Source organism: Streptomyces sp. GbtcB7, assembly GCF_019091445.1.
In the GTDB taxonomy this organism is placed as follows: Bacteria; Actinomycetota; Actinomycetes; order Streptomycetales; family Streptomycetaceae; genus Streptomyces; species Streptomyces mirabilis.
This window is the reverse complement of sequence record NZ_JAGXJM010000004.1, coordinates 31,941-52,923: the sequence shown is the minus strand read 5'-3', so window position 1 is coordinate 52,923 and position 20,983 is coordinate 31,941. Positions and strand designations below refer to the sequence as shown.

Annotated in this window: 15 protein-coding genes; 9 read left to right on the top strand and 6 right to left on the bottom strand. The window is 71.1% G+C overall.

Annotation, left to right across the window (positions count from 1 at the left end; all coding sequences use genetic code 11):
- The first annotated feature begins 308 nt into the window (after window positions 1-308).
- Entirely contained in the window at window positions 309-1,580 is a 1,272-nt protein-coding gene (locus tag KVT44_RS08165; protein WP_217566545.1) for a M14 family zinc carboxypeptidase, read from the top strand.
- Window positions 1,581-1,679: 99 nt separating this feature from the next.
- On the opposite strand, the gene pepN (KVT44_RS08160) is transcribed toward KVT44_RS08165, so the two are convergent.
- Window positions 1,680-4,259, bottom strand: coding sequence for an aminopeptidase N (gene pepN / locus KVT44_RS08160; protein WP_217566544.1), 2,580 nt, complete (start codon window positions 4,257-4,259; stop codon window positions 1,680-1,682).
- 111 nt (window positions 4,260-4,370) lie between these two features.
- Between pepN (KVT44_RS08160) and KVT44_RS08155 the strand changes: the two genes are divergently transcribed.
- Window positions 4,371-4,895 (top strand): DUF1203 domain-containing protein, encoded by a 525-nt coding sequence (locus tag KVT44_RS08155; protein ID WP_180292996.1) that lies wholly within the window; start codon window positions 4,371-4,373, stop codon window positions 4,893-4,895.
- A gap of 51 nt (window positions 4,896-4,946) precedes the next feature.
- Here KVT44_RS08155 and KVT44_RS08150 read toward each other — a convergent pair whose 3' ends face one another.
- Window positions 4,947-5,963 (bottom strand): aspartate-semialdehyde dehydrogenase, encoded by a 1,017-nt coding sequence (locus tag KVT44_RS08150; RefSeq protein ID WP_099922633.1) that lies wholly within the window; start codon window positions 5,961-5,963, stop codon window positions 4,947-4,949.
- A gap of 294 nt (window positions 5,964-6,257) precedes the next feature.
- Between KVT44_RS08150 and KVT44_RS08145 the strand changes: the two genes are divergently transcribed.
- Window positions 6,258-6,779, top strand: a complete 522-nt coding sequence (locus tag KVT44_RS08145; RefSeq protein WP_099922634.1) for a sigma-70 family RNA polymerase sigma factor — start codon at window positions 6,258-6,260, stop codon at window positions 6,777-6,779.
- A 1-nt stretch (window position 6,780) separates the two neighbouring features.
- Window positions 6,781-7,527, top strand: a complete 747-nt coding sequence (locus KVT44_RS08140) for a hypothetical protein (protein ID WP_217566543.1) — start codon at window positions 6,781-6,783, stop codon at window positions 7,525-7,527.
- Window positions 7,528-7,599: 72 nt separating this feature from the next.
- Here the strand turns inward: KVT44_RS08140 and KVT44_RS08135 are convergent, their stop codons facing one another.
- Together KVT44_RS08135 and KVT44_RS08130 are read right to left on the bottom strand one after the other, a co-directional pair.
- Entirely contained in the window at window positions 7,600-10,902 is a 3,303-nt protein-coding gene (locus KVT44_RS08135; protein WP_254649128.1) for a S8 family serine peptidase, read from the bottom strand.
- A 254-nt stretch (window positions 10,903-11,156) separates the two neighbouring features.
- Entirely contained in the window at window positions 11,157-11,693 is a 537-nt protein-coding gene (locus tag KVT44_RS08130; RefSeq protein WP_217566541.1) for a CGNR zinc finger domain-containing protein, read from the bottom strand.
- 126 nt (window positions 11,694-11,819) lie between these two features.
- Here KVT44_RS08130 and KVT44_RS08125 point away from each other — a divergent pair, with 126 nt between their 5' ends.
- The 5 genes from KVT44_RS08125 (at window position 11,820) to KVT44_RS08105 (ending at window position 16,982) form a co-directional block, all read left to right on the top strand.
- The gene (locus KVT44_RS08125; RefSeq protein WP_099922638.1) at window positions 11,820-12,272 is read left to right on the top strand and encodes a VOC family protein; all 453 of its coding nucleotides are present in this window, start codon (window positions 11,820-11,822) and stop codon (window positions 12,270-12,272) included.
- A gap of 24 nt (window positions 12,273-12,296) precedes the next feature.
- Window positions 12,297-13,178: a pyridoxamine 5'-phosphate oxidase family protein gene (locus tag KVT44_RS08120; RefSeq protein ID WP_217566540.1), complete on the top strand. Its 882-nt coding sequence runs from the start codon at window positions 12,297-12,299 to the stop codon at window positions 13,176-13,178.
- Window positions 13,179-13,214: 36 nt separating this feature from the next.
- Window positions 13,215-13,679 (top strand): NUDIX hydrolase, encoded by a 465-nt coding sequence (locus KVT44_RS08115; RefSeq protein ID WP_099922640.1) that lies wholly within the window; start codon window positions 13,215-13,217, stop codon window positions 13,677-13,679.
- Window positions 13,680-13,937: 258 nt separating this feature from the next.
- Complete coding sequence (locus KVT44_RS08110) at window positions 13,938-15,728, top strand: TIGR03767 family metallophosphoesterase (RefSeq protein WP_217566539.1); 1,791 nt, start codon at window positions 13,938-13,940, stop codon at window positions 15,726-15,728.
- A gap of 114 nt (window positions 15,729-15,842) precedes the next feature.
- Window positions 15,843-16,982: a serine hydrolase gene (locus tag KVT44_RS08105; RefSeq protein ID WP_217566538.1), complete on the top strand. Its 1,140-nt coding sequence runs from the start codon at window positions 15,843-15,845 to the stop codon at window positions 16,980-16,982.
- Window positions 16,983-17,105: 123 nt separating this feature from the next.
- Here KVT44_RS08105 and KVT44_RS08100 read toward each other — a convergent pair whose 3' ends face one another.
- Together KVT44_RS08100 and pepN (KVT44_RS08095) are read right to left on the bottom strand one after the other, a co-directional pair.
- A complete protein-coding gene (locus KVT44_RS08100) occupies window positions 17,106-18,170 on the bottom strand; it encodes a hypothetical protein (RefSeq protein ID WP_217566537.1) in 1,065 nt (354 codons plus the stop codon).
- 212 nt (window positions 18,171-18,382) lie between these two features.
- Complete coding sequence (gene pepN / locus KVT44_RS08095; protein ID WP_217566536.1) at window positions 18,383-20,962, bottom strand: aminopeptidase N; 2,580 nt, start codon at window positions 20,960-20,962, stop codon at window positions 18,383-18,385.
- Window positions 20,963-20,983: the final 21 nt, after the last annotated feature.

The window sequence follows — 20,983 nt, the reverse complement described above, 5'->3', positions numbered from 1 at the left end:
CTGGTCCCCCGAGTCGAGCCTTGACAAGACGCGGTCGGCGATCGCGCCCGCAACGCTCAACGTCCCTACTGACGAGAGGAGTTGGGGTGCCCACCAAGATTGTGATCCGCCCGTTGGACAAGAAGGAGACCACGGGCGACAGCAGCGGAGGCAACGGCGGCTGATCCGTTTCGCCGGACAGGCACTCGGCCACCGCAGAGCCCACACAGAGAGGGGGCCACATGGCCGCCAAGATCGTGATCCGTCCGCTGGACAAGAAGGAGACCACCGGGGACAGCAACGCGAACGGCACCTGACCGGAGCGCGGCATGCGGGGAACCCCGTATCCCACCCTCGGTGAGCTGCTGCGACGCGCTCGCGCAACGGTGGCGGCACGGCCCGGTGCACTGCGGTTGCGTGCCGTCGGGACCTCGCGTGCCGGCCGGCCGCTGTGGCTGCTGTCGGCCGGACACGGCCCCCGGCACATCCTCACGGTCGCCGGCGCGCACGCCAACGAACCGGTGGGCGGGGTCACCTCGCTCTCCCTGGCCGAGAGGTTCGCGCGGGAGCCCGCGCTGCTCCAGGAGTCCGGCTGCACCTGGAACTTCCTGCTCTGCCTCGACCCCGACGGCGCGAGCCTCGCCGGGCGATGGCTGACCGGGCGGCCCGGCGAGGGGCTGCCCGGCGAGGGACGGGCGGCCGAGGCCTCGCCGACCCTCCGGGGTTACTACCGGCGCTTCTACCGGCCCGCCTTCGCCGCGCAGCCCGAGTTTCCGCCCGTCGCGAGTGACCCGCGTCCGGTGATGCCGGAGTCCGAGGCGCTGGTCCGGCTCATCGACGAACTGCGCCCGGTCGTGCAGTTCTCGCTCCACGGCGTCGAAGTGGGCGGATCCTTTCTGCAGTTGACTCGCGCGGTGCCGGGGGCGGCGGCCGCCTACCGTCGGATCGCGGCGGACCTCGGCATTCCCCTGGAACACCGGCCGTTCGACGGCATGGGATGGCTGGCCGAGAGCCCGGGGGTGCTCGTCCTGCCGGACAGCAGCCCCACCGAGGAACGGGACCCGTCCGGCTTCACCTCACAGGCGACCTGGCTGTACGCGATGCGGCACGGAACCGTGTCGGCGGTCGTCGAGGCGCCCTTCTGGAGCGTGGCGGGCGTCAGCGAGCCACGGCCCGTCGACGAGCCCCGGCGCGAGGTCGCGGAGGCGAGCGAGATCCTGCTCGGCCGGGCCAAGCAACTGGAGGCGGTGGTGGGGGAGCTGGGGCCCAGGTCACCGGAGACCCCCGAGGAGATCGCCCACTTCACCGCCGCCCGCGAGCTCATGGACATCGGCCCCGGAGTCGTTGACACCTGGAACTCCGCCGAACTCGCCACCACCGTGGGCAACGCCGTCTCGCTCGGCGTCGCCGCCCGGCGCATCCCGCTGCGCGCGGCGGCCATGATGCGGCAGGCCCTGGGCGGCGCCCCCGCGCTGGACACCCTCGTGGAGGCCTGGGCACGTGAGCTGGCGAGCACCTTCGACGCCCGCTGGGTCCCCGTGGCCGACCAGACCGAGCTCCAGATCCGCACGATGCTCGCACTCGCCCGCGCCCTGGTGTGACCCCGGGCGCCCCCGCGCACCCACACGCACCCACACGCGCGCTCATGAGAAAGGGGGCTCCCGGCACGACGCCGGGAGCCCCCACTTACGTACGACCGACTACGCGGACGCCGCCGCCGCGTCCGCCGCCTGGGCCTTCAGCGCGCGCTCGACCCCGGAGCGGGACTCCGAGATCAGGCGCCGCAGGGCCGGGGTGGGCTCGGCCGCGGCCAGCCACGCGTCCGTCTTGGCGAGGGTCTCCTCGGAGACCTGGACGGACGGGTAGAGACCGACCACGATCTGCTGGGCGATCTCGTGCGAACGGGCGTCCCAGATGTCCTTCACCACGGAGAAGTACTTGTCCGTGTACGGGGCGAGCAGTTCGCGCTGGTCGGTCTGCGCGAAGCCGCCGATCACCGCTTCCTGCACGGCGTTCGGGAGCTTGTCGGACTCGACGACCGCGGCCCAGGCCTCCGCCTTCGCCTCCTCGGTGGGACGCGAGGCCCGGGCCGTCTCCGCGTGCCGCTCACCGGCCGCCGTCTTGTCGCGCTCCGCCTCGGCGCCGATCTCCGCCTCGTCGTAGCGCCCGACCGCCGCGAGCCGCTGGACGAACGCCCAGCGCAGCTCGGTGTCGACGGCGAGGCCCTCGATGCTCTCCCGGTCCTCCAGCAGGCCCTCCAGGAGGTCCAGCTGCTCCGGCGTACGGGCGGTCGCCGCGAAGGCACGCGCCCAGGCGAGCTGGTGGTCGCTGCCGGGCTCGGCGGCGCGCAGGTGTGCGAGCGTCGCGTCCGTCCAGCGGGTCAGCAGCGCCTCGCGGGCCGTCGGGTCGGCGTACAGCTCGATCGCCAGCTTCACCTGGCGCTGCAGCGACTGCACGACACCGATGTCGGACTCCTTGCCGATGCCCGACAGGACCAGGGACAGGTAGTCGCGGGTGGCGAGCTCACCGTCGCGGGTCATGTCCCAGGCCGAGGCCCAGCACAGGGCGCGGGGCAGGGACGACTCGAAGTCGCCGAGGTGCTCGGTGACGAAGGCGAGCGAGTCCTCGTCGAGGCGGACCTTGGCGTACGACAGGTCGTCGTCGTTGAGCAGGAAGACCGCCGGGCGGCGCTTCCCGACCAGCTCCGGTACGGCCGTCAGCTCGCCGTCGACGTCCAGCTCGACGCGCTGGTCGCGCACCAGCCTGCCGCTGTCGTCGTCGAGGTTGTAGAGGCCGATCGCGATGCGGTGCGGGCGGAGGGTCGGCTCAGCCTTGGCACCCTCCGGGAGCGCCGGAGCCTCCTGACGGATCGCGAAGGAGGTGATGACCCCGTTCGCGTCCGTCTCGACCTCCGGCCGCAGGATGTTGATGCCGGCGGTCTGGAGCCACTTCTCCGACCAGGTCTTCAGGTCGCGCCCGGAGGTCTCCTCCAGGGCGCCCAGCAGATCGCTGAGGCGCGTGTTGCCGTAGGCGTGCCGCTTGAAGTACGCCTGCACGCCCTTGAAGAACTCGTCCATGCCGACGTAGGCGACGAGCTGCTTCAGGACGCTCGCCCCCTTCGCGTAAGTGATGCCGTCGAAGTTGACGAGGACGTCGTCCAGGTCGTTGATCTCGGCCATGATCGGGTGGGTGGAGGGCAGCTGGTCCTGCCGGTACGCCCACGTCTTCATGGAGTTGGCGAAGGTCGTCCAGGAGTGCGGCCAGCGCGACTGGGGGGCGTAGGCCTGGCAGGCCGCCTCGGCGTAGGTGGCGAACGACTCGTTCAGCCACAGGTCGTTCCACCACTCCATGGTGACCAGGTCGCCGAACCACATGTGGGCCAGCTCGTGCAGGATCGTGGCGGCCCGCACCTCGTACGAGGCGTCGGTCACCTTGGACCGGAACACGTACTGGTCGCGGATCGTCACCGCGCCCGCGTTCTCCATCGCGCCGGCGTTGAACTCCGGCACGAAGAGCTGGTCGTACTTCTTGAACGGGTACGCGTAGTCGAACTTCTCCTGGAACCATTCGAAGCCCTGCCGGGTGACCTCGAAGATCGCGTCCGAGTCGAGGAACTCGGCGAGCGAGGGCCGACAGTAGATGCCGAGCGGCACGCTCTGTCCGTCCTTCTCGTACACGCTGTGCACGGAGTGGTACGGCCCGACGATCAGCGCGGTGATGTACGTGGAGATCCGCGGCGTCGGCTCGAAGACCCAGATGTCGTCCTTGGGCTCGGGCGTCGGGGAGTTGGAGATCACGGTCCAGCCGGTGGGCGCCTTCACGGTGAACTGGAAGGTGGCCTTCAGATCGGGCTGCTCGAAGCTCGCGAACACCCGGCGCGCGTCCGGGACCTCGAACTGGGTGTAGAGGTACGCCTGCTGGTCGACGGGGTCGACGAAGCGGTGCAGGCCCTCACCGGTGTTGGTGTACGCGCAGTCGGCCACGACACGCAGGACGTTGCGGCCCTCCAGGAGCCCCGGAAGCGCGATCCGCGAGTCCTCGAAGACCTCGGCGGGGTCGAGAGGGTCCCCGTTCAGGGTCACCTCCTGAACGGCGGGAGCCACCAGGTCGATGAAGGTCTCCGAGCCGCTCTCCTCGACGTCGAAGCGCACCGTGGTAACGGACCGGTAGGTGCCGCCCTCCTGCGCGCCCGAGAGGTCGAGATCGATCTCGTACGAGTCAACGGTGAGCAGCTTCGCGCGCTGCTGCGCCTCTTCGCGGGTCAGGTTTGTGCCAGGCACGCGGTCATCTCCTCGTTATGTGACGGTTGCGCCATCCTTCCATGGGACCTGCACGGATGCGATGTCCGTTTCCCGCCGGTGCCCGGCACGCGCGGGCGCGAGCCTGGAGCCATGACGACGCACACGACGACGGACGCGACGACGGACATGACGACATACGCGACGACGTACACGGCACGTCCCATCGACCCGGCGGTCCTGAAGGATCTCCGCACAGCTGACGATGCGGACCGTCCGATGGTTCCCTTCGCGGACGAGGAGGGCGGCGCGCCGCTGCGCTGCTGTCTGCGGCGCAGCGAACCGGGGGAGCGGATCGCCCTGGTCTCCTACGCGCCGCTGCGCCGCTGGGCCGCCGGGACAGGCGTCGATCCGGGCGCGTACGACGAACAGGGCCCGGTCTTCGTCCACGCCGACGACTGCCCGGGCCCCGACCTGCGCGGCCACCCCTTTCCGGGCGCTCACCGCACGGTCCGCCGCTACTCCGCCGAGGGCCACATCCTGGGCGGCCGTCTGGTCGAGAACCCCGAGGGCTTCGACGAGGCCTTCGCGGAGGCCTTCGCCGACCCGGAGGTGGCGCTCGTCCACGTAAGGGCCGTGGAGTACGGGTGCTTCCTCTACGAGGTGCGGCGGGCGTGAGAAGGGGCGGTCACCGTGCGGTGACCGCCCCCGGGGCACGTGGTGCGGGCGTCAGCCCTTGAGCTCCGCCGCCACCAGCTCCGCGATCTGGACCGCGTTCAGTGCGGCGCCCTTGCGGAGGTTGTCGTTGGAGACGAAGAGGGCGAGACCGTGCTCGGCCGTCTCGTCGGCGCGGATGCGGCCCACGTAGGACGCGTCCTTGCCGGCGGCCTCGAGCGGGTTCGGGATCTCGGAGAGGGTGACGCCCGGGGCGCCGGCCAGCAGCTCGGTCGCGCGCTCCACGCTCAGCGGACGCGCGAAGCGGGCGTTCACCTGGAGGGAGTGGCCGCTGAACACCGGGACGCGGACACAGGTGCCGGAGACCTTGAGGGCGGGGATCTCCAGGATCTTGCGGGACTCGTTGCGGAGCTTCTGCTCCTCGTCCGTCTCGTGCAGACCGTCGTCGACGATCGACCCCGCGAGCGGGAGCACGTTGAAGGCGATGGGGCGCTTGTAGACCCCGGGCTCGGGGAAGTCGACCGCGCCGCCGTCATGGGTCAGCTTGTCGGCGTCCGCGGCGACCTTCAGTACCTGGCCGTGCAGCTCGGCCACGCCCGCGAGGCCGGAACCGGACACCGCCTGGTACGTCGCGACGACCAGCGCCTCGAGCCCCGCCTCCTCGTGCAGCGGCTTCAGGACCGGCATCGCGGCCATCGTCGTGCAGTTCGGGTTGGCGATGATGCCCTTGGGGCGGTCGGCGATCGCGTGCGGGTTCACCTCGGAGACCACGAGGGGCACCTGCGGGTCCTTGCGCCACGCCGAGGAGTTGTCGATCACGACCGCGCCCTGCGCGGCGACCTTCTCGGCCAGCGCCTTGGAAGTTGCGCCGCCCGCGGAGAACAGCACGATGTCCAGGCCGGAGTAGTCCGCCGTCGCCGCGTCCTCCACCGTCACACCGTCGAGCACGGTCCCGGCCGAACGCGCCGAGGCGAACAGCCGCAGCTCCTCGACCGGGAACTTCCGCTCGACGAGGATCCTGCGCATGACTGTGCCGACCTGACCGGTGGCTCCGACGATTCCGACCCTCACGGCGACTCCTTTAGCGTGCGTTTCACGTGGTCCAGCGCTTCCATCATGCGTCTGACCCGTCCCCACGTGTCCAATCCTTTGCCCGTGCCGCCCGAGGAATGGGACACGTCCGCCCTTCGGCATTCCTGCGGCATCCGAAAGAAAACCGTCCGTCGGCCGCCGGGAACCGCAAGCCGTACGGCGTGGGCGTCCTCACCGGCCCCGGCCCGGTGTGACGTACGACTCCTTCGCGTGCGGCCGAACGTTTTGGCCCGCACCGGCGTCGTAGAGGAAACGCGGGAGGGGAGGGGCGGAGTGCTGCGCAGAAAGGCACGCCGGGTCCAGGGGGCGGACGATCCCCTGGACGCGGCCCAGGAACGCCGGGTGCGGGCGGTGCTCGCGCTCGGTGGCGTACCGCAGGCGGACCTGCCGGACGGGGTGCAGCAGGTCCGCCTGCGGTTGCTGGAACGCGCGGCGAAGGGGGACGAGGCGCCGCGTGACGTGTCCGCGTGGGCGGCGGTCGTCGCCTCGAACCTGGCGATGGACTGGCACCGGGCCAAGCGGCGCCAGGAGCGGCTCGGCGAGCGGCTGGCCTCGCTGCGGCAGCCCGCGGACGCCCGTGACGAGGACTCCAGCGTGCTCTCGCTCGCCGTGGCACAGGGTTTGGACGAGCTGCCCGACGCCCAGCGCCAGGTCCTCGTCCTGCGCTTCTACGCCGATCTGTCCGTGCGCGGGATCGCCGAGGAGCTCGGCGTCCCGGAGGGCACGGTCAAGAGCAGGCTGCACTCGGCGGTCCGCGCCCTGCGCGCCCGCCTGCACGAGGACGAGGTGGTGTGACGTGGCCGAGTATGAGGGAGTGGACGCGCTGCTGGCCGCGATCACTGACGAGGCTCTGCCCGAAGGGGCCGGCGACGACCCGGAGTTCATGGCCGAGCACCGGTCGGCGGTGGCCGACGTGGCGCTGCTGCGGGAGCAGTTGGCGGTCATCGGGGACGCGCTGGCGGACCGTGCGGAGGAAGCGAAGCCGGTCCCGGTACGAGCCCCCAGAAAGCGCAGCCGCCGCCCCGAAGGCGCCCCCAGAAATCGCGGGCGCCGTCCCCTAGCCCTCGTCGTGGGCACCCTCGTCGTGGCCACCGTGGCCGCGATGGTCGTCGGCATGGGCTGGATCCTCGCGCACAACGGGGGCGGGGCGATGAGCACGTCGGACAGCAGCGGGGCCAAGGCGGCCGACAGCGGGAGCGCGGGCGACGGGGCCTCGCTCAGCGCCCCCGGCTATCTGGCCTGCGCCCGGCTCGTCGCGGAGGGCACGGTCGCCGACGTCGAGCCGCTCCCCGGCACAGCGGAGAACCGGATCACCCTCCACGTGGACCGCTACTACAAGCCGGAGAAGGGGAAGGCCGAGGTCGTCCTCGTACTGGACGAGGAGGTGGCTCCCCGGCCGCGCGAGGGCGAGCGGGTACTCGTCGCCCTCCAGGCCGATCCGGCGACACCGGCCGGCTGGACGACAGGGGAGAAGGCCATCGCCGACGAACGGGCGTGGATCGTGAAGGCGCTGCCCGAGTCCCGTACCCTCACGTGCCCGTGAAGAAGGCACGTGCCCGTGAAGAAGGGCGGGCGCCCGTTTCCGGACGCCCGCCCCTCGTATGTCAGCCGGTTGCTACGGCGTGACCTTCTCGATCTTCACGCTGCCGAGGCCGGCGGCCGTGCCGCGGGCGTTCACCAGCTGGACCTGGCCGAAGAACTCGCGTCCCTCGGGGGCCGGCGCGGCCGCGGTGACCTCGCCGGACACCGTCGCCGTACCGCCCGTGGCGAGCTTCACCGGCGCCGACTCGTCGACCTTGACCGAGCCGAGCGCGGAGGAGAAGAACACGTCACGGTAGTCGTACGCGGTCGAGCCCGACGGGACCGAGTAGCCCACGACCTCGATGGTGTACGTACCGGCGGCGGGGTTGGGGATGGAGACCGCCTCCTCCGAGTCGCCGTCCGCGGACTGCGCGACCTGCTTGCCTGCGGAGTCGTACACCGTCAGGTCCAGGTCGGCGGCCGTGTCCGAGACGTTGCCGATGGCGACGTCGAGCGACGCGGCGCCGGCCGGCACCTCGACCGTGCTGGTCTGGGTGGCGCCGCCCGCGATGCTCGGCCGGGCCGTCTTCGAGGAGCCGAGCGGGCCGCCCTTCAGGGTGCCGTCGAGCGCCGCGAAACCGTTCGTCACCTTCCAGGAGGCGGTGACCGGCGTGCCGACCTTGGCCTCGGGGACCGTCACCACGGCCGGGTCGAAGGCCGCGCCGAGCACGGTGGCCTCCAGCTTGTACGGGTTGTCGAGCAGCGGCGAGGTACGGCGCGCCTCGACCTCGACCTCCCAGACACCGGGCTGCGGGTCCGCGTACGAACGCACGTCGGGCTTGCAGCCGTTGGTGTTCGGGTAGTTGCTGTAGCAGTACGGCGTGCCGGTGTCCTCGACCGGGACACCGTAGGGGTGGATGGAGATGAACCGGGTCTGGCTCAGGTCCTTCAGCCCGCCGATCGCGACCTCCAGCGCCTTCGCGCCCTCGGGCACGGTCAGGAAGTACGACCGCGTGCTGTTGCGCTGCACCGAACTCGACGCGGAGTAGCTGTACTTGAGCGGCGTGGAGGCCACGACCGTCGTCAGGATCTGCTTGTCGAGGCCCTCGGTCCGCGGGTCGTCGACCTCGAGGATGGCGCTCTTGATGCCGGCCGAGGAGGCCTTCGCGGCGACCTTGACGGTGACCGGCTTGTTCAGTTCGAGCTTGACCTCGTCGGAGCCGACGATCCGGAAGGTGTCACCGGCGTTGTTCTCGAAGTGCAGCTCGTGGCGGATCGCCTTGTCCGGGCCGGACGTACGCGTGATGGTGATGTCGTACGACTTCTTCACGCCGACCTTGAGGCCGCCTTCGCGGTCGTAGAGGCCGGTGCCGAAGCCCGGGGTCTTCAGGGCGTAGTCGATCGCGGTGTCGACGGGGGCCTTGACGGTGTAGTCGTGGGCGGTCACGTCGTCCTTGATCGACTTCCACGCGTCCACGATGTTGATGAGGCCCGCGCCCTCCTCGTACGCCTGCACACCCTTGATGTGGTCGGCGGTCGAGGTGAGGGCCGTGCGCAGCTTGGCGGGCGTCAGGGCGATGCCCTTCTGCTTGGCGGCGCTCAGCAGCAGCGCGGACGCGCCGGCGGCCTGCGGGGAGGCCATCGAGGTGCCCTGGAGCATCGAGTAGCCGGCCGGCAGGGAGTAGCCGGCCTGGGCGACCGGGGAGCCCGGCAGCCAGGTCTGCGTGGTGTTGATCGCGGCGCCGGGCGCGGTCAGCGTCGGCGTGAAGCCGCCGTCCTCACGCGGACCGCGCGAGGAGAACGGCATCATCGCGTACTTCTTCTCCACGACGGAGCCGTAGTTGGCGGCCCAGGTGTCCTTGGAGATGGACGCGCCGACCGAGATGACCTTGTCGGCCAGGCCGGGGTCGCCGATGGTGTTGGCGCCGGGGCCGGAGTTGCCCGCGGAGATCACCAGCTGGACACCGTAGGTGTCGATGAGACGCGTGTAGAGCTCGGAGCGCGCGTTGTTGCCGTCGTTCAGCGCGGGCAGACCGCCGATGGACATGTTCACGATGTCGACGCCGTGGTTGACGACGAGGTCGATCATGCCCTCGGTGAGCGCGACGTTGGTGCAGCTCGGGCCGAACACGCAGGCGCGCGACGAGACGATCTTCGCGCCGGGGGCGGCGCCGTTCATCTTGCCGCCGAACAGGCCGTTCGCGGAGGTGATGCCGGCGACGTGCGTGCCGTGCTCGCTCGCGATCAGACCGATGTTGACGAAGTCGGCCTTCTTGCCGACCCAGTCGCCCCCGTAGGGGTCCATCGGCACGTCCTTGCGGATCTGCACGACGAACGGCTGGCTCTCGACGACGTCGGTGGCCGGGTTGTCGGTCCCGAAGTGACCGATCTGGTAGCCGTCCTTGTACGGCTTCATCGCGGTGTCGTCGCTGAAGTCGTGGTTGTTGTTCACGTCGACGGTGACGGTGCCGGCCGCCGGGTCGTACAGGACGCCCCACGCGTCGGTGGTGTCGCCGTCACGGTTCACGTCGCCCGCGGCGTCGCCGCCCGCGGTCGCGGACTCCCGGAACGTGCTGATCTCGTACGAGCCCGCCGGGGACGTCCAACTCTGGCCGCCGTAGGTGAAGGTGGGCCCGGAGACCGCGCTGACCATGGGCCGCCAGCTCAGGTCGTTGTCGAGGATCGGGTCGGTCGAGGTGACCCAGTCGACGATCTTGCGCTCGCCGGTGGTGGTCTTCTGCAGCGCCGGGTGGCTCAGGTCCACACCGGAGTCGAGGATGCCGATGGTGACGCCCCGGCCGTCCGCCTTCGGGTTCTTCTTCACGAAGTCGACGGCGCCCGTCTCGAAGGACGGGTTGTACGGGTTCTCGGCGGGGGTGTTCTTGTCGGGCGCGGCGTAGGTCTTCGTGGCCTTCGAAGAGGCGCCCTTGACCGTGTCGGCGCTCGGCGTCGGGTCGTCGAGCGCGATGTCCTGGCGCAGGTCGATGCCGTGCACCGAGGTCAGCTTGGTGGCGGCGGCGATGGCCGCGTCGGCCTTGGCGGTCGGGACCGTGGCCCGGACGTAACCGACCTTGTCGTACGTCTGGCCGACGGAGCCGCCCTTGACCGCGTCCATCTCCTGGGCGACCTGCTCGGTCTGCCCGGGAGCGGTGGCGATCATCATCGTGACGTTCTTGGCGCCGTCGGCCTTGGCCTCGGCGAGGAGGTCCGCGTCGTCCGAACCGAGCTTGGCGCTCGCGGACTTGGTGCCCGGGTCGGGCGTGGCGGGTGCGTGGTCCGCGGAGAAGGCCATGGGTATCGGCCCGGCCGCGGAGAGCGCGGCCACCAGGCCTGCGGCCACGGCGATGCGGGCCACGCGTCTCGCGCCCGATATCGGTGCGCGCTGAGGATCGGTCATCAGCATCCCTTGTAGGTAAAGGAACGAGCGTGGAGTGACCGGTCCCGACGTTCCCACGGGACTCGATCACATCAGTCCGGTATGTGGACCCGGATGACCGCTCAGCTTTACCTAAGGGGCAGTTGTTTGGGGAGAGTTGACCGGGGCGGGATGGAACCATGGCGTACTTCCGCCATGCGTCACGACGGTCAAAGTGCAATATGGCGGGACATGGTCAACCGATCCTCGACCGTCCGCCGCCCGCTCCCGGCCGCTCAGGCCTCCCGCGTGCGCGCGTAGTGGCGGGACGCCTTCGCGCGGTTACCGCAGGCCGCCATCGAGCACCAGCGGCGGGTGCCGTTCCGCGAGGTGTCGAAGAAATGCAGGATGCAGGCGTCGTGGGCGCAGCGGCGGATGCGGTCGGGGGCGGTGGTGAGCAGTCCGAGGTAGTCGCGGGCGGCGAGCCAGGCGGGCCCCCAGGACGGGTCGGCGAACTCCGCTTCCTCGCCGGGCCCCTGGCCGGTCAGCGTCAGGCGGACACGGCCGTGCGTGAGGACGGCGTCGATCCGGGCGGCGGCTTCCTCCAGGGTGCCGTCGACGGCCGAGCGCAGGGCGTCACGGGCTTCCCGGGCGTGCAGCAGCACGGCGTCGTCGGCCGGGAAGTCCAGTCCGTTCGCCGCCAGCCACACCGCCAGGCCCTCGGTGTCCGTGAGCAGGTCCTGCGTCACTCCCTCGCGGTTCCAGCGGGTGTTGAGCAGGTCGAGCGAGACGGGCTCCCCGGTGAGTGGGCGGGGATCGGCGGTGGTGGACATGAGGAGCTCCCTTCGGCGCTAACCGCTCAAGAGTAAGTCACTGGTTGACGCTCCCCAATCTAACCCCTAATCTCGATGACAGGGGTTAGCCCTTCCGTGGGGCGGCCAACGACAGACGGGACCGTCATGACCTTGCGCACCGGCCACATCGGCCTGAACGTCACCGACCTCGACCGCTCGCTCGCCTTCTACCGCGACGTCCTCGGTTTCGGAGTGATCGCCGAGGGCAAGGAGGAGGAACGGCGGTACGCGTTCCTCGGCTCCCTCGCCGGAGACGGCCGCCCGGTGCTCACCCTCTGGCAGCAGGCACAGGGGTCGTACGACAAGGTCCGCGCCGGCCTGCACCACCTCGCCCTCGAAGTGGACTCGGTCGACCAGGTCAGGGAGTACGAGACGGCCCTGCGGGACTACGGCGTCGACTTCGCGTACGAGGGCGTGGTCGCCCACCGTGAGGGCTCGGCGTCCGGCGGCATCTTCTTCCACGACCCCGACGGCACCCGCCTCGAGATCTACGCGCCGAGCGGGGCGGAGGGGGCCCCGGTGCCGTCCGCCACCGCTCCCACCTGCGGTTTCTTCTAGGGGCTGTGGAGAGCGGGGCGCGTCATGACGTATCACTCCGGCTCACGGGCCGTACAGGAGCGGGTGGGTGTGCGCGAGGTCGCCGACCATGTGGGGCGGTCCGTCGGACAGGGCATCCGCCCCGTGGCCGCCGCCTTCCTCGAACTCCAGCCGATGCTGGTGGTGGGCGCGGCCGATCCGGTGGGCGGCGCGGTGTGGGCCTCGCTGCTCACCGGCGAGCCCGGGTTCGTACGGGCGACGGGTGTCCGGCAGATCTCGGTCACGGGCGGCGGTCTGCGCGAGAGCGACCCACTGGCGCGGGCGCTCGCCACCCCGGGCACCTCCGTCGGCACGATCGCGCTCGACCCGCGCACCCGCCGCCGCATGCGCCTCAACGGCCGGGCCCGTCCGACCCCCCGCGGCTTCGTCGTCGAGGCCGACCAGGTCTTCTCCAACTGCCCGAAGTACCTGCAGAAGAGGGAGTCGTACGAGAAGGCCGAGCGTCCGCCCGGCACGCCCCGCCGGTCCGCCGGACTCTCCCCCGGGCAGCGGCGGTTCGTCGAGTCCGCCGACACCTTCTTCCTGGCCACCGTCCACTCGCACGGCGCCGACGCCAGCCACCGGGGCGGCAACCCCGGTTTCGTCCACGTCACCTCACCGAATGAACTGCACTGGCGCGACTACCCGGGCAACTCCATGTTCCTGACCCTCGGCAACCTGGAGACGGACCCGCGGGCGGGGCTGCTCTTCCTGGACTGGGCGGCGGGGACGGTGCTGCAACTGACGGGCACGGCGCGCACGGAGTACGCGGCCGACGGAGAGCGCACGGTCGGCTTCACCGTCACCGAGGTCGTTCAGACATCTGCCGCCAGCCCGATCCGCTGGTCGCCGCCGGAGTACTCGCCGGCCAACCCGTCCCTGCCGTAGGCGACTTGTCCTGCCCCCGTGCCGTAACGTCTGGGCATGCCGAAGCAGTTGAGGGTGGCGGCCTACGCCGTATGCGTGCGGGACGGGCGAATGCTGCTGGCCCGCTGGGTCGCGGGTGACGGAAGCAGGCGGTGGACCCTGCCCGGCGGCGGCATGGACCACGGCGAGGACCCCTACGACACCGTCATCCGCGAGGCCGAGGAAGAGACGGGCTACGCCGTCGAGCCCCTCGCGCTGCTCGGCGTCGACTCCGTACTGCGTTCGCACCCGCGCCGACTCGGCTCACCCAACGACTTCCACGCCCTGCGGATCGTCTACGAGGCCCGCGTCACCGGCGGCGAGCTGCGCCACGAGACGAACGGCTCCACCGACATGGCGGCCTGGCACCCGCTCGACGAGGTACCCGCCCTCGACCGGGTCGCGCTGGTCGACGTGGGACTGCGGCTGTGGCGGGAACGACCGCCCCTCGGCCGCGTCGGCTCCGAAGGGGCGGGGAAGTAGCCGCAGCGGAGCAGTGGCGGGGAACTGGTCCCCTACCCCGGAAAATGAACACGGAGTGACCGTGTCCCGGCCGTTCGGAGAGGGGTCGTGGACGCGCAGGGTGTTCCAAGATCCACGTACGGTGATCGGCGTCGGCCGTTGCCGCCTCGTTAACGTCCAGGTCACCCCCGGTGCCAACGATCCAGTATGAGCGGGGAGTTACCGCAACGAGCCCCCCGCGACCACTGCCGACGCGTTCGCACTCGGGGAGATCGCGCCATGTCGCGCATACGCTCTGTCGCCACTTCCGCCGCCATGAACCGCCGTACCCTGCTCGCCGCCACCGGAGCGGTGACCCTCTCCGCGGGCATCGGCTACGCCCTGCGGCCCGACTCCGAGGCGCACGCCGCCACCACCGGCACCGGTGAGTCCGCCGTCGCCGTGTCCCTCCCCCACTCTCGGCTTCGCTCGAGCGGGGGGACCCCCATGGCGCCCGCCGCCCCCCTCGCTCCCTACGAGCGCGGCACCACCCTGGAGAGCGTGGCCGCGCCGCGCTCCGGCTCGGGCGGCTACCGGCGGCTCGGTGACGGCCCCGCCTGGAAGCGGGTCGTACGCGGCGACCTGGCCGCGGCCAAGTCGGGCCGGGCCGACCGGCGCACCGCGCTCGCCGCGTTCGTGCAGTTCACCGACCTGCACCTGATCGACGTCCAGCACCCGCTGCGGCTCGAGTACCTGCGCACCGGCGCCGCGAACGCCTGGCGTCCGCACGAGTCGCTGACCGTGGCCGGCGCCGTGTCGCTCGTCGAGCGGGTCAACGCGCTGCGGGGTGCCCCCGTCACCGGCTCCCCACTGCACTTCGTCATGACCACCGGGGACAACACGGACAACAACTCCAAGACGGAGCTGGACTGGTTCCTGAAGGTCATGAGCGGCGGCCGGATCAGCCCCAACAGCGGCGACCCGCGCCACTACGAGGGCGTCCAGAACAGCGGCCTCAAGCTGTACTGGCAGCCGGACGCGGCCCTGCGCGACGCCGACAAGCAGCGCGGCTTCCCGCACCTGCACGGCTTCCTCGCGGCCGCCATCCGCGAGCTGCGCAGCCCCGGCCTCGGCCTGCCCTGGTACTCCACGGTCGGCAACCACGACGCGCTGCCGCTGGGCTGCTACCGGCACGGCGACTCCTTCCTCGCCGAGTTCGCCGTCGGCGGCAAGAAGCTGATGACGCTGCCCGCCTCGGCGAGCGTCGCCCTGCGCGCCGCCATCAAGAACGACAAGGACCCCAAGGGCACCCAGCTCAGGGACCTCCTCAAAACGCACGCGCGGCAGCTGCGCTCGGTCACCCCGGACGAGTCGCGCGCCCCCTTCACGCCCGCCGATTACCTCAAGGCGCACCTCGACCCCGCGCACACCGGCCCCGGCCCGATCGGCCACGGCTACTCACAGGCCAACCTCGCCGCGGGCACCCAGTACTACGCCTTCCGCATCTCCGACGACATCATCGGCATCAGCATCGACACCACCGACCCGGGCGGCCACTACATGGGCTCCATCGGGACGACCCAGCTGCGCTGGCTGGACAAGACGCTGAGCGACAACAAGGACTCGTACGCCATCGTCTTCAGCCACCACACCAGCAAGTCGATGACCAACCGCCGCACCGACCCCGCGCACCCGAGCGACAAGCGCCACGGCGGCGAGGACGTGGTCGCCACGCTCGCCAAGCACCGCAACGTGCTGGCCTGGGTGAACGGCCACACCCACAAGAACGAGATCATCGCGCACTCCGCGCCGAACCACGGCTCCTTCTGGGAGATCAACACCGCCTCCCACGTCGACTTCCCGCACCTCGCCCGCATCATCGAGGTCGTCGACAACAAGGACGGCACGCTCTCCCTCTTCACCACCCTCATCGAGTCCGCGGCCCCGCACCGCACGGACTTCTCCGACCTCAGCCAGACCGGCCTCGCGGCCCTGTACCGCGAGCTCGCCTTCAACGCCCCGGGTCGCAGCACCGAACTGGCCGGCGCCTCGCGGGACCGCAACACGGAGCTCGTACTGAAGAAGGCCTGAGGAAACCCGAAGAACGGCCGAAATCCACTCAACTGGCGTACAGGCGGGCAACCTTCACTTCGGCCCGCCGAGTCCCTCCCCCCGACCAGGGTTCACCGGTGAAGGGGGAACGACATGTCAGTGCGTACGGGACTGGTGGCGGCGACGGCGGTGGCGCTTGCGGCCGCTCTGGCGGGGCCCGCGGTGGCGGCTCCCGCCGGGGCCGGCCACCACGCCGGAACCCGCGCCGCCATGGACGCCGCGGTGAAGGCCGGGGTGCCGGGCGTGACGGCGACGGCGCGGGACGCCGGCGGCACGTGGTCGGCCACGGCGGGCGTGGGCGACGTGCGGACGCTCGCGCCCCGCGGCACGGCCGACCACTACCGCGTGGGCAGCATCACGAAGACGTTCGTGTCGACGGTGCTGTTGCAGCTGGAGGCGGAGCGGCGGCTGTCGCTGGACGACAGGGTGGAGAAGTGGCTCCCGGGCGTGGTCCGGGGCCATGGCCACGACGGACGCCGGATCACCGTCCGTCAGCTCCTCAACCACACCAGCGGCATCTTCAACTACACGGCGGACGACGACTTCGCCCGCACGTACTTCCTGAAGGACGGCTTCCTCGAACACCGCTACGACACGAAGACACCCGAGCAGCTCGTGGCGATAGCGATGACCCACGAACCGCTCTTCGCGCCGGGCACGTCCTGGAGCTACTCCAACACCAACTACGTGCTGGCCGGGATGGTGATCGAGAAGGTCACCGGCCACTCCTACGCCACGGAGATCCGCCGCCGCGTCATCGAACCGCTCGGCCTGCGCGCCACGTCCGTCCCCGGCACCAGGACGACGCTCCCACGGCCCAGCAGCCACGCGTACTCGAAACTGTCCCGGGCGACGACGGGCCCGACGTACGACGTCACGCGGCTCAACCCCTCCCTGGCCTCCTCCGCCGGGGAGATGATCTCCGACTCCGCCGACCTGAACCGCTTCTACGCGGCCCTGCTGGGCGGCCGGCTCCTTCCGCCGAAGCAGCTGAAGGAGATGAGGACCACGGTGAAGGTCGACGAGATCCCGGGCGCCCGCTACGGCCTGGGTCTCATCGACCGCAAGCTCAGCTGCGGGGTCCATGTGTGGGGCCACGACGGCGGCATCCACGGCTCGACGTCCTCCGCCGTGACGACGGCGGACGGCCGCCACTCCCTGGCCTTCAACTTCAACGGGGACTGGTCGGGGGACAGCGATGCGGTGATCGAGGGGGAGTTCTGCGGCAAATAGGCCCTGAACGGCCCCCTGACGCAGGTCCGAGCCCGAGGTTCCCCGCGGGCGCACGCACGAGGAGGGGCCGCCGGATCACCGACAGCCCCTCCTCTCCCCTCCTGGCACCGCCCCGGTCCGTCACTACCGGGGCAGGACCACGACATACGCCGCCGGATCCCGGTCGTTCGCCGCCATCAGCGCGGTGCGGACCACCGCCGCCTGCTGCTCCATCGCGACGCGCAGCTTCCGCGGGGTGACATGGACGACCGTGATGCCGAGCCGCTCCAGGTGCTCGCGCTTGCGGGCGTACTCCGACCAGAGGGCGTCGTCATCCTGCCGATGTCCCGGCCCGGGCGCCCGGGTGTCCAGCTCCAGGGCCACCGCCTGCTCGGGCCAGTACGCGTCGAGGCCGCCCAGGTGGGGCCCGCCCGGCAGACGCAGGTCGACGTTCCAGACCGGATCGGGCAGGCCGTACTCCCGCACCATCCGATACAGCCGGTCCTCCGCGATCGCCCGGCCCTCCGCCAGCAACGAGTCCACCGCGTCCACCACGTGCGGCCGGCTCAGCAGCCGCGCCTGCGTCAACTCACGCACCACCGTGGCCGGTTCGCAGTGCCCGGCGCGCACCGCCTCCGTCAGCAGCCGCCGTACCGCGCCCGCGTCCGACAACTCCGCCACCGCGTCGGCGAGGGCGCGCGGCACCGGGGCGACCGGGACACCCGTGAGGTACGAGGGGGCGGGCAGCGAAGGCGTACGGACGATGTGGGCGCAGCCGTGCGAGCGCAGCCGGCGCAGCCGGGGGACCAGGACGTCGATCTTGTCGAGGGCGGTCAGCGGGGGCGACGAGGTGAACCCGTGCAGGGTCAGCGCCGCCAGGCCCGTGATCAGCGCGTCCGCGTACGGCCGCGGGGCGTGCGGTTCCTCGGCGCCCGGCTGGACGGGGATGCCCGGCGCCGACTCGCCTGCGGGGGTGCGAGCCGCGAACAGCAGGACGGCGTGCAGGCGTTCCTCGGAGGTGGGCGGCCCCGGGTGGAGGAGGAAGACGCCCGGGAGGATCTGCTGCCAGGGGCCGCCCGGCCGGCACTGCTCGGTGGTGTCGGCGGCCGTGATGCCGTGGGCGCGCAGCTGAGCGGCGGTCAGGACCCGCCGCTGCGTGCGGGACAGGTGACGGAGGGGGCGGGGGGAGAGTGGGGTGTTGTGGTTCATGACCGGGGGTTTCCCGCGTCCGATCCGTCCCCTAACCGCTGTTACACGCCCGTCGACAAATCCGGACAAGCTCGTCCTAAAGTACGGGCGTTCGACTGCCGAAAGACGCTGGTCCGGATCGGGGTTACGGGGCCCGGTGCGCGGGTTCGGTAACGGGGCTCCGGGCGGCCGCATGGGCGACCCGGGGCCCCGTCACTTCCCGGCCGTTGTCGCTACGAGCCCGCCGCCGTGTCGCACGCCTGCCCGCGCAGGGTGCGCGCCAGGTCGTCCCGTGCCTCCAGGACCAGACGGCGCAGGGCCGGTGCCGCGTCCTCGTGGGCGGTGAGCCAGGCGTCCGTCGCGTCCAGGGTCTCCTGGGAGTCCCGCAGGGACGGGAACAGGCCCTTGACCACGTCCATGCCGATCTGGATGGACCGCTCGGCCCAGACGCGCTCGATGGCCGCGAAGTACTTCGCGGCGTAGGGAGCCAGCAGCTCCCGCTGGGAGGGCTGCGTGAAGCCCGCGATGGTCGCCTCGACCAGCGCGTTGGACAGCGCGTCCGACTCGACGACCTGGGCCCAGGCCTGGGCCTTGACCGCCGCCGAGGGGCGGGCGGCGAGGCAGCGGACCTGGTGACGCTTGCCGGAGGCCGTGTCGTCGCGGGCCAGTTCTGCCGCGAGGAGGGACTCGTCGGCGACGCCGTGCGCGGCCAGCGGTTCCAGGAACGCCCAGCGCAGCTCCTGGTCGACGTCCAGGCCGTCGACCTTGGCGGTGCCCTCGAGGAGGTGCAGCAGCAGGTGCAGATCGGCCTGGTCGGAGGCGACCGTCGCGAAGAAACGGGCCCAGGTCAGCTGGTGCTGGCTGCCGGGCTCGGCGAGCCGCAGCTCCTTCAGGGCGCCCTGGGCGAGCAGCCGGCCGCCCTCCGCACGCCAGTCGGGGGCCGCGTAGTGGACGAGCGCCGAGTGCGCCCAGGCGTGCAGCATCTGCAGGACGCCGATGTCGGACTCGCGGCCCGCGAAGCGCAGCACCAGGCCCACGAAGTCCCGGGCCGGCATCAGCGCGTCCCGGGTGAGGTTCCACAGCGCCGACCAGCACAGCGCGCGGGCGAGCGGGTCGGTGATGTCGCCGAGCCTCTCGCGCAGCGTGGCCAGCGAGTTCTCGTCGAAGCGGATCTTGCAGTACGTGAGGTCGTCGTCGTTGACGAGGACCAGCTCGGGGGCGTCCGCGCCGACCAGCTCATCGACCACCGTACGGGGGCCGACGACGTCGACCTCGGCGCGCGCGTACCGCACCAGGGACCCATCGGCGTCCTCACGCCGGTACAGGCCCACCGCGACGCGGTGCGGGCGCAGTTCGGGGTGCGACTCGGGGGCCTCCTGGAGCACGGCCAGCTCCGTGACGCGGCCCTCGGCGCTCAGGATCACCTGCGGGGTGAGGGAGTTCACCCCGGCCGTCTGGAGCCAAGCCCGCGACCAGGTGGCCAGATCGCGCCCGCTGGTCTCCTCCAGCGCCGACAGCAGATCGCCGAGGCGCGTGTTGCCGTACGCGTTCCGCTTGAAGTAGCGGCGCGCGCCCTCCAGGAACGCGTCCTGGCCGACGTAGGCGACGAGCTGCTTGAGCACGCTCGCGCCCTTCGCGTACGTGATCCCGTCGAAGTTGAGCTTGGCGTCCTGGAGGTCGCGGATGTCGGCCGTGATGGGGTGGGTGGAGGGCAGCTGGTCGGCGCGGTACGCCCAGGCCTTGCGGCGGTTGGCGAAGGTGATCCAGCCGTTCTCGAAGCGGGTCGCCCCGACCAGCGCGAACGCGCCCATGAAGTCGGCGAAGGACTCCTTGAGCCACAGGTCGTCCCACCACTCCATGGTGACGAGGTCGCCGAACCACATGTGCGCCATCTCGTGCAGGATGACGTTGGCCCGGCCCTCGTACGACGCCTGCGTCACCTTGCCGCGGAAGATGAACTCCTCGCGGAAGGTGACGAGCCCCGGGTTCTCCATCGCGCCGAGGTTGTACTCGGGCACGAACGCCTGGTCGTACTTCCCGAACGGGTAGGGGAAGTCGAAGTGGTCGTGGAAGAAGTCGAGCCCCTGCTTGGTCACCAGGAACACGTCGTCGGAGTCGAAGTGGGGCGCAAGACCCTTGCGGCACATCGCGCCGAGCGGGATCTCCAGCGTCGTACCGTCGTCGAAGGTGCGCGCGTAGCTGTCCGTGACGTAGTGGTACGGGCCCGCCGCGAACGCGGTGATGTACGTGGAGATCGGCTTGGTCTCGGCGAACCTCCACACACCGTCGACGAGTTCACCGACGCCGTTGCTCCAGACCGTCCATCCTTCCGGGGCCCGCACCTCGCAGCGGAAGGGGGCCTTGAGGTCCGGCTGCTCGAAGTTCGCGAAGACGCGCCGGGAGTCGGCGGGCTCGTACTGGGTGTAGAGGTAGACCTCGCCGTCCTCGGGGTCGACGAAGCGGTGCATGCCCTCGCCGGTGCGGGAGTAGGCGCACTGCGCGTCGACGACCAGCTCGTTGTCGGCCCGGAGGTCCTCCAGCCGGATGCGGGAGCCGTCGAAGACCTCGCCGGGGTCCAGGTCCTTGCCGTTGAGCGACACGGCGGTGACGCTCGGTGCGAGCAGATCGGCGAAGCTCGCGGCGCCGGGCTCCGCGCAGCGGAAGCGGATCGTGGTCACCGAGCGGAACGTGCGCGGCTCGGCCTCGATGTCGCCCAGGGCGGAGCGCAGGTCGAGGGAGACCTCGTACCCGTCCACGGACAGCAGCGCTGCCCGCTCCTGGGCCTCGTCGCGGGTCAGATTCTCACCGGGCACGGGCGGCACTCCCTCGGGGCG